The organism is Protofrankia sp. CiP1_Cm_nod4, from assembly GCF_982290645.1.
This window is the reverse complement of record NZ_CEVIVC010000032.1, coordinates 17,012-17,782: the sequence shown is the minus strand read 5'-3', so window position 1 is coordinate 17,782 and position 771 is coordinate 17,012. Positions and strand designations below refer to the sequence as shown.

Below are 771 nucleotides of genomic sequence, written 5' to 3'. Positions count from 1 at the left end.
GCCGGGGCGTCCACCGGTGAGGGGGTTTTGTCCCGGAGTGCCGGTTCGCCGGTAAACGGGCGATGTCCTGATAGGGTCGGCGATCAGACAGGCCCCGCCGGCCGGTCGTGAGCGGTTCCGCCGCCGTGCCGGTCCCAGCGGGACGGGCAGGTAACACTCCGCGCGGGTATATGTCGCCGGCCGGCCGGCATATGATCAGGGGGCCCTGTTCGGGCCGGGCCGGACTACCGGTGGCTGTCCTCCCGGGCCGGCGGGGATACCGCACCAGCTTGTTGCGTCCGGGACGGAATACCGCGTGCCGACTCCGGCCGCCGTGGTGTTCGCCGGCCGTTGTACGTTCCGGGCCGGTACAGGCGCCTCGAATCAGTCCGGCGGTGGCTGGCCGGGCCGGTGCCGGCGGAATGGCTTTCCGGTACCACCGGAATCCGGCCCCGGGAATAGCGGAAAACTCGATATATGCGAATCCCGCAGGCTTGTCGTAAGCTGCTCCCAGGCCAGCCGCCCGGCACTGTTCGGATCACCGGCGAAGGGTGTTGAAATGGGTAAGAGAATACTCGTCCTGGACGCCGACGGAGAACTTCTCGGTAAGTTCGCGGACACCTACACGGCACACCTGTGGAGCCATTTCAGGATTCTCGCGCCAGGTTTCGACGGCCACGTCGAGGTGTTTGACCCGCATACCCGTACATCCCTTGTGGTGGGCGCCGACGAATGCCGGAGCATCATCTGGGGCAGGGTCCAGAACACCGCGATGTCCTGCGAGGAACGGGC

At 66.9% G+C, this 771-nt stretch carries 1 pseudogene; it reads left to right on the top strand.

Going from position 1 to position 771, the window contains the following annotated elements:
* Window positions 1–538 precede the first annotated feature (538 nt).
* Window positions 539–771: pseudogene (locus tag AC5LSR_RS08675) on the top strand (hypothetical protein); the annotation flags it as partial.